The organism is Acidovorax sp. KPB24-03, from assembly GCF_057546605.1.
The window spans coordinates 1-650 of record NZ_BAAJYR010000897.1 but is presented as its reverse complement, the minus strand read 5'-3'; the positions used below and the strand labels follow the sequence as shown (position 1 = coordinate 650).

At 73.2% G+C, this 650-nt stretch carries 1 protein-coding gene; it reads right to left on the bottom strand.

Going from position 1 to position 650, the window contains the following annotated elements:
- Nucleotides 1–650: FimV/HubP family polar landmark protein (locus AC27KI_RS26680; RefSeq protein ID WP_487116906.1), on the bottom strand; the 650-nt coding region annotated here is incomplete at both ends.

Here is a 650-nt window from a genome sequence, read left to right as displayed (position 1 = left end):
GCCCCGTGGCCCACGGCTGCGCCCCGTGGCGGCGCTGGCGGCGGCTGACGGCGCGCTGCCGGAGCCCGTGGACACCGGCGCGGAGGCGGTTCCGAGCTTGTTCAGGTCGGAGATGTTCTTCGACAGCTCGGCCATGCGCGCCGATGCGGCGCTGGCCTGCTTGTCCTTGGCCACCTGGTCTTCAGCAGCCTTCTGGCCTTGCACGGCGCCCTTGGACAGGGTGAGCTTGTCTGGCGCGGCCGTGGCGGGCTTGCGGTCCTCGACCTGGGTCTGGACCTTGCCGCTGGCCGAACGCTCGGCGGCGGCCACCTCGGCGGAGGGTGCGGCACCGGCCAGGCGGCGGCGGAATTCGTTGAAGTCGCGGCTTTGCGCGGCAATGATCTGGCGTGCCTCGCCGGGGGGAGTGGCCCGTGCCTGGGTTTCATCGGGCAGTTGCAGCACCGCGCCCGATTTCAGCCGGTTCACGTTGCCACGGATGAAGGCGTCGGGGTTGGAACGCATCATCGCCACGAGCATCTGGTCGAGCGACACGCCAGCGGGGCGGTTGGCGGCGGCCAGGCGGCCCGCGGTATCGCCGGCCTGCACGGTGACCGAGCCGGCGGCACCCGCCGGGGGCAGGCGCTGCGGCAGGGCGGGGGCGTAGGGGCTGG